The 6,086-nt window shown below is 62.4% G+C and carries 6 protein-coding genes and 2 pseudogenes; 5 read left to right on the top strand and 3 right to left on the bottom strand.

Annotated features, from left to right (window positions below; all coding sequences use genetic code 11):
- Positions 1 to 272: pseudogene (locus GNZ13_RS19100) on the bottom strand (MFS transporter); the annotation flags it as partial.
- 94 nt (positions 273 to 366) lie between these two features.
- Here GNZ13_RS19100 and GNZ13_RS19095 point away from each other — a divergent pair.
- Complete coding sequence (locus GNZ13_RS19095; protein WP_172167134.1) at positions 367 to 1,077, top strand: pseudouridine synthase; 711 nt, start codon at positions 367 to 369, stop codon at positions 1,075 to 1,077.
- Between the two features lie 168 nt (positions 1,078 to 1,245).
- Positions 1,246 to 1,434, top strand: a complete 189-nt coding sequence (locus tag GNZ13_RS19090) for a hypothetical protein (protein ID WP_172167133.1) — start codon at positions 1,246 to 1,248, stop codon at positions 1,432 to 1,434.
- Between the two features lie 42 nt (positions 1,435 to 1,476).
- On the opposite strand, the gene GNZ13_RS19085 is transcribed toward GNZ13_RS19090, so the two are convergent.
- Complete coding sequence (locus GNZ13_RS19085; protein ID WP_172167131.1) at positions 1,477 to 2,505, bottom strand: NAD-dependent epimerase/dehydratase family protein; 1,029 nt, start codon at positions 2,503 to 2,505, stop codon at positions 1,477 to 1,479.
- 98 nt (positions 2,506 to 2,603) lie between these two features.
- Here GNZ13_RS19085 and GNZ13_RS19080 point away from each other — a divergent pair, with 98 nt between their 5' ends.
- The 3 genes from GNZ13_RS19080 to GNZ13_RS19070 all read left to right on the top strand — a co-directional run bounded on the left by GNZ13_RS19080 (position 2,604) and on the right by GNZ13_RS19070 (position 5,681).
- Complete coding sequence (locus GNZ13_RS19080) at positions 2,604 to 3,635, top strand: CDP-6-deoxy-delta-3,4-glucoseen reductase (RefSeq protein WP_172167129.1); 1,032 nt, start codon at positions 2,604 to 2,606, stop codon at positions 3,633 to 3,635.
- 375 nt (positions 3,636 to 4,010) lie between these two features.
- Positions 4,011 to 5,195: an acetylornithine transaminase gene (locus tag GNZ13_RS19075; protein WP_172167128.1), complete on the top strand. Its 1,185-nt coding sequence runs from the start codon at positions 4,011 to 4,013 to the stop codon at positions 5,193 to 5,195.
- Positions 5,196 to 5,213: 18 nt separating this feature from the next.
- On the top strand, positions 5,214 to 5,681 hold the full coding sequence (locus tag GNZ13_RS19070) for a GNAT family acetyltransferase (RefSeq protein WP_172167126.1): 468 nt from the start codon (positions 5,214 to 5,216) through the stop codon (positions 5,679 to 5,681).
- Between the two features lie 130 nt (positions 5,682 to 5,811).
- Here GNZ13_RS19070 and GNZ13_RS19065 read toward each other — a convergent pair.
- A pseudogene (locus GNZ13_RS19065) lies at positions 5,812 to 6,086 on the bottom strand (ABC transporter ATP-binding protein); the annotation flags it as partial.

The raw sequence follows: 6,086 nt of genomic DNA, 5'->3' as shown, positions 1-6,086 counted from the left end.
CTTTCCGCGAGGGTCATCAACGTGCGGCGCGAGCGGCGGTCGGCCCATACGCCGAGCGGAATCGACAACAACAGGAACGGCAGCGTCTGCGCGGTTTGCAACAGACCGGTCTCTCGCGCGCCGGCGCCGAGGGCGAACACGGCGACGAGCGGCGCGGCGGCGAGGCTGATCTGCTCGGCGGACTGCGCGACCAGATTCGACCATGCGAGCCGCTGGAATGCGGCCGGCAGGCGAATCGCGGATGACGACGATGAAGAGGAAGTGGCGTGCATCGATGAACTCCTGCGACGGAATGTCGGGAGACCATCGTCGTCGCTATGGCGCTGCGCGGCGCTCCGCTTCTTGCGGTGTTATTCTTCGCTCGCCATGAATCTCGAAAGCATCCTCCTCACTCAAGGTTTCGGCTCGCGCCGCCAATGCCGGGCGCTGATCGGCGACGGCCGCGTGAGCATCGGCGGCTCAGTCTGCGCCGATGCCGACGCCGATTTCCCAACCCATGACGGCACGTTCTGCTTCAGCGTGGACGGGGTCGTCTGGCCGTATCGCGAGCACGCCTATGTGCTGTTGAACAAGCCCGCCGGCTACGAATGTTCGCGCGACCCGCAGCATCATCTGAGCGTGTTCAGCCTGCTGCCGCCGCAGTTCGCCGAGCGCGGCGTGCAATGCGTGGGACGCCTCGATCAGGACACCACCGGCCTGCTGCTGCTCTCCGACGACGGCAAGTTCGTCCATATGTTCACGTCGCCGAAACGCAAAGTACCGAAGCTGTACATCGCGACTACCCGCCATCCCATCGACGACGCCCAATTGAGCGCCTTGCGCGGCGGCGTCCTGCTGCACGGCGAGCCCAAACCGATCGTCGCCGTCGAGGCCGAGGCGCGCGGCGAGCATGCGCTGGCCCTCACCGTGATGGAAGGCAAGTATCACCAGGTCAAGCGGATGATCGCGGCAGCCGGCAACCGTTGCGAAGCGCTGCATCGCGAGCGGATCGGCGGACTCGCGTTGCCTGCGACGCTCGCGGAAGGCGCGTGGCAATGGCTCGACGAAACCGACCTCGGATCTCTACGGAGCGGGTAAACCGGTAGGACCCTTTTAAAGCCTTGATGCGTCAGGACAATCGTGTGCGCGCCCGCACACAAGCCCTGGGGGACACCTGATTACACGCTGCATCGCAGCATGCTCTTCCTTACAGCTCGCTCTATACTCGTTTAAACAAAGACTACAAAGAGTTCAAGGAGGGGCGCCATGGTCATCCACGACACCATCGCGATCTCGTATGTGATGATCGCTTTCGTGTGCCTCGGACTGGTTCTGATCGGCGGACTGCTGGTCGTGATGCGGTTGCGGCACAAATATCATCCGAACCTGATCGGCGCATTGATCGGCGCAATGCTGTGCTTCCTGTTGCTGGAGGCATTGCCGGCACTAACGTAAACCTGTGATCCCGCGCGCCGCCAGACGGCGCGTTTTCAATTTTCACGCCTCGCGCAAAAAATCCTCAACGCTCGGATACCGCAAGCGCACGTGCAATTCCTCTTTGAGGCGCCGGTTCACAAGGCGCCTCGATTCACGCATGAAGGACAACAAGGTCGGCTCGATCTGCTGCTCTGCGTCCGCGCGCGTGATGCGTGGCGCGCGCTCGAGGCCGAACGCATCGGCCACCACATCGAAGTACTCCCCCATTTTCAGCGACGTATCGTCGGATGCGTGGATTGCGCGCCCCGGCCGCCCGTGCGTAGCGAGGCGTACGAGGATCGCGGCGAGGTCGTCGGCGTGGATGTGGTTGGTGTAGACGTCGTCGGCGTCGATCAAGGCGGGGGTGCGTTTTTCCAGCCGCGCAAGCGGCAGACGGTTGCTCGCGTAAATGCCTGGAATCCGCGCGATGCTTGCGGCGACCACGCCTCGCGCAGTCGCGCGCCGCAATTGCCGCTCGGCCGACACGCGGCGTTTGGCACGCGCATTGGCTGGCTGCGACGCGCGCGTCTCGTCGATCCACGCGCCGCCGCAATCGCCGTAGACACCCGTCGTGCTTGCGTACACCAACTTCACAGGCGCCTGCGGAGCGGCGGTCCAGCGCACCCTGTCGGGTACAATATTGGCTGCTTCAGATTCCGCCCACGAGGCACGAATGCGGCGCAACCCGCGGCGCAGCCGCCCGACTGGCGCCACCGCGCCGCGTGCGGCACGCAGCGCCCGATCGCGGCGCGCGCTCAGCGTCGCAAGCAACGCACGAGTACGGCGGTCGTCATCGCCGGTCTTTTGCGGCGGCGCGAGATGCAGCACCGTCGGCGCGAGGCCGGCAAGCCGTTTCAGGCTGTGGCGCGCGTCGAGGTCGCCGACCAGCGGCGTGACCCCAGCGGCGCGCAATTCGGCGCTGCGTTCAGCGTGGCTGGTAAGCGCGAAGACATGCGCGTGTGGCCGCAACAAGGGCACGCAGCGCATGCCGACGTCACCGCAGCCAACTATCAACACGCGCGGCCGGCGTAAATTTCGTGTCGCTTTCATGGTGGACGCATTGTAGCCGTCAAGCGCGGCAGGTACCGCACAGTTGCACCGCGGGTCCGATAACGATTACCGACTTTTCGATTTCGAATACTCACTCTATGGCATTTAACGTCACGCTCCGGCAAAGCGGCCGGCAGTTTCAAGTAGAACAGGACGAACCGGTCCTGATCGCGGCTTTGCGCCAGGGCATCGGCCTGCCGTACGGCTGCAAGAACGGCGCCTGCGGTTCATGCAAAGGCACCGTAGTCAGCGGTCAGATCGAACAGCGTCAGCATTCGTCATCGGCCTTGTCGAACGACGAAAAGACGCGCGGCATGGCGCTCTTCTGCTGTGCGACGGCATGCTCCGATCTCGAAGTGGATATCCGCGAAGTGGCCGGCGTGGGCGACGTGCAGGTCAAGAAACTGCCGTGCCGCGTGAACGCGATCGAGCGCAAGGCCGACGACGTCGTCGTGCTGAAACTGCAACTGCCCGCCAACGAACGTCTGCAATATCTGGCCGGCCAGTACCTCGAATTCATTCTGAAGGACGGCAAGCGCCGCAGCTATTCGATGGCGAGCGCGCCGCACACGGAAGGCCCGGTTGAATTGCACATCCGTCACATGCCCGGTGGCGCATTCACCGATCACGTCTTCAATACGATCAAGGAGCGCGACATTCTGCGCTTCGAAGCCCCGCTCGGCACCTTCTTCCTGCGTGAAGATTCGGACAAGCCGATCGTGCTGCTGGCCTCGGGCACGGGCTTCGCACCGCTGAAGGCGATCGTCGAACATGCGGTGTTCAAGAACCTGAACCGGCCGATGACGCTTTACTGGGGCGCGCGCCGCAAGAAAGACCTATACCTGCTCGATCTCGCCGAGCAATGGGCTCGCGAGATCCCGAACTTCAAGTTCGTGCCGGTATTGTCGGAACCGGATGCGGACGACGCGTGGACGGGCCGTGTCGGCTTCGTGCATCGCGCGGTGATCGAGGATCTGCCAGACCTGTCGCCGTATCAGGTGTACGCGTGTGGCGCACCGGTGATGGTCGAGTCGGCACAGCGCGATTTCACCCAGCATCATCGGCTGCCGGAAGACGAGTTCTACGCGGATTCCTTTACGAGCGCAGCGGATCTGGCGAACGCGGTTTGAGGCGGTGAATGGGTTGATCGGGTAACGATCAACCCATTCATCAAAACGAAATAGGCGCGCTGGCAGACTTGCACAAATCCGCGTTGACGCGAATCTGTGCAAATTCATGGTTTACACCAGCGCTTTCCTTGTCGTATTCTTTCGCGCATGAACCGCATCCAGTCCGAACTTCGACGTCGCCGCTCGCCGCTCCCTTAGGGGCGCCGCTGGCTTCGTCACGGATTCGCGCCGCACCAAGGCGCAAGCAGTTCGAATCATGAAAGCCACGGCATGCCGTGGCTTTTTTGTTTGCTTCTTTTGTTTCCCCCCGGCCCCTGTTTCGTATTTGGCCACCCGCTCATCAACCCTTCACCCCGCTGTCTGGAGCCTGCCGTCATGAATTTCAATGAGTATCCGATCGAGTCGCTGATGTACATCACGAACCGGCCCGAAATCGTTTTCACGCACGGCAAGGGCTCGTGGCTCTACGACAATAACGGCAAGCGATATCTGGACTTCATCCAGGGCTGGGCGGTCAACAGCCTCGGCCATTGCAACGACGGCATGATCGAAGCGCTGAATAAGCAGGCGCAACTGCTGATCAACCCGTCGCCGGCTTTTTACAACGAGCCGATGGCGCAACTCGCGGGCCTGCTCACGCAGCACAGCTGTTTCGACAAGGTGTTCTTCGCGAACAGCGGCGCCGAAGCGAACGAAGGCGCCATCAAGCTCGCGCGTAAGTGGGGCAAGAAGTTCAAGGACGGCGCGTTCGAAATCGTCACGTTCGATCACAGCTTCCACGGCCGCACGCTCGCCACCATGTCCGCAAGCGGCAAGCCGGGCTGGGACACGATCTACGCTCCGCAAGTGCCGGGCTTCCCGAAGGCGGATCTGAACGACATCGCGTCGGTTGAAAAGCTCATCAACGCGAAGACGGTTGCCGTGATGCTCGAGCCGATTCAGGGCGAAGGCGGTGTGATTCCCGCCACACGCGAGTTCATGCAGCAACTGCGCGCGCTGACCAGGAAGCACAACCTGCTGCTGATCGTCGACGAAGTGCAAAGCGGTTGTGGCCGCGCCGGCACCCTGTTCGCGTACGAACTGTCGGGCATCGAACCAGACATCATGACGCTCGGCAAGGGCATCGGCGGCGGCGTGCCGCTCGCGGCGCTGCTCTCGAAGGCCGAAATCGCCGTGTTCGAACCAGGCGATCAGGGCGGTACGTACAACGGCAATCCGCTGATGACCGCGGTCGGCTACTCGGTGATCTCACAACTGACCGCACCGGGCTTCCTCGAAGGCGTGCGCGCGCGCGGCGAGTATCTGCGCGCGAGGCTGCTCGAACTGTCGGAAGAACGCGGTTTCGAAGGCGAACGCGGTGAAGGTCTGCTGCGCGCCCTGCTGCTCGGCAAGGACATCGGCAATCAGATCGTCGAGAAGGCTCGCGTGATGCAACCCGACGGCCTGCTGCTGAACGCAGCGCGTCCGAACCTGTTGCGCTTCATGCCGGCGCTGAACGTCACGAACGAAGAAATCGACCAGATGATGGCGATGCTGCGTTCGATTCTCGACACGCTGTAATCACACGGGAAAGCGCGTATGACGACGACCGCAACGCTGTCGATCCGTCGCTTCGAAGCGAGCGACACCGAAGCCGTGGTCGCACTGTGGCAGGAAGCGTTCCCCGAGTACCGGGACATGACGAGGCCGCAGCGCAATCCGCATCTGTCTATCGCCAACAAGCTGGCGACGCAACCGGAACTGTTCTTTGTCGCGGTGTTCGGCGAGCGTATTGTCGGCACCGGGATGGGGGGCTACGACGGGCACCGAGGCTGGCTGTATTCGCTGGCGGTGGATGAATCGTTGCGTCGTCACGGTATCGGCACACGTCTGGTTGCACATGTCGAAAACGCGTTGACCGAACGTGGATGCCCGAAGCTGAACTTGCAGGTGCTGTCCGCGAAGGCCGACGTGCGCGCGTTCTACGAGGCGCTCGGTTATCGCGCGGATGCAGTGATCAGTCTCGGCAAACGCCTTGGCGAGCTGGCGGACACGCCGGCTGCGTAGGCGCCAGGCGATCGCTTGAATAGAGAAAGGCCGCATGCGCGATTGAAACGCATGCGGCCTTTTTTTGCGGCTAAAGCAAACTTGGTCCGGGTTATTCGCCCGGCTTATTTGCCGGGCTTATTTACCCAACTTACTCACCCAGATAAGCCGCCCGAACCTTCGGATCATCCAGCATCTGCTTCGCGTCGCCGGACATCGTGACCAGACCCGAGTCCATCACGTAACCGCGATTCGCGGCCTGCAACGCGAGACGCGCGTTCTGCTCGACCAGCAGCACGGTCATGCCTTCCGCTGAGATCGACCGCACCACTTCGAAGATCTTCTCGACCATGATCGGCGACAGACCCATCGACGGCTCATCCAGCAACAACAGCTTCGGCTTGCTGATGATCGCGCGCGCCATTG

The sequence above is a fragment of the Paraburkholderia elongata genome, from assembly GCF_013177735.1.
GTDB classification, from domain to species: domain Bacteria; phylum Pseudomonadota; class Gammaproteobacteria; order Burkholderiales; family Burkholderiaceae; genus Paraburkholderia; species Paraburkholderia elongata.
Note: the sequence above shows the minus strand (reverse complement) of the source record. Positions and strands in the feature narration are given on the sequence as shown.

Excerpts from the sequence above, each read along its gene's own strand:
- GNZ13_RS19095 (WP_172167134.1), top strand. The coding sequence starts at position 367 with ATGAATCTCGAAAGCATCCTCCTCACTCAAGGTTTCGGCTCGCGCCGC.
- GNZ13_RS19090 (WP_172167133.1), top strand. The coding sequence starts at position 1,246 with ATGGTCATCCACGACACCATCGCGATCTCGTATGTGATGATCGCTTTC.
- GNZ13_RS19085 (WP_172167131.1), bottom strand. The coding sequence starts at position 2,505 with ATGAAAGCGACACGAAATTTACGCCGGCCGCGCGTGTTGATAGTTGGC.
- GNZ13_RS19080 (WP_172167129.1), top strand. The coding sequence starts at position 2,604 with ATGGCATTTAACGTCACGCTCCGGCAAAGCGGCCGGCAGTTTCAAGTA.
- GNZ13_RS19075 (WP_172167128.1), top strand. The coding sequence starts at position 4,011 with ATGAATTTCAATGAGTATCCGATCGAGTCGCTGATGTACATCACGAAC.
- GNZ13_RS19070 (WP_172167126.1), top strand. The coding sequence starts at position 5,214 with ATGACGACGACCGCAACGCTGTCGATCCGTCGCTTCGAAGCGAGCGAC.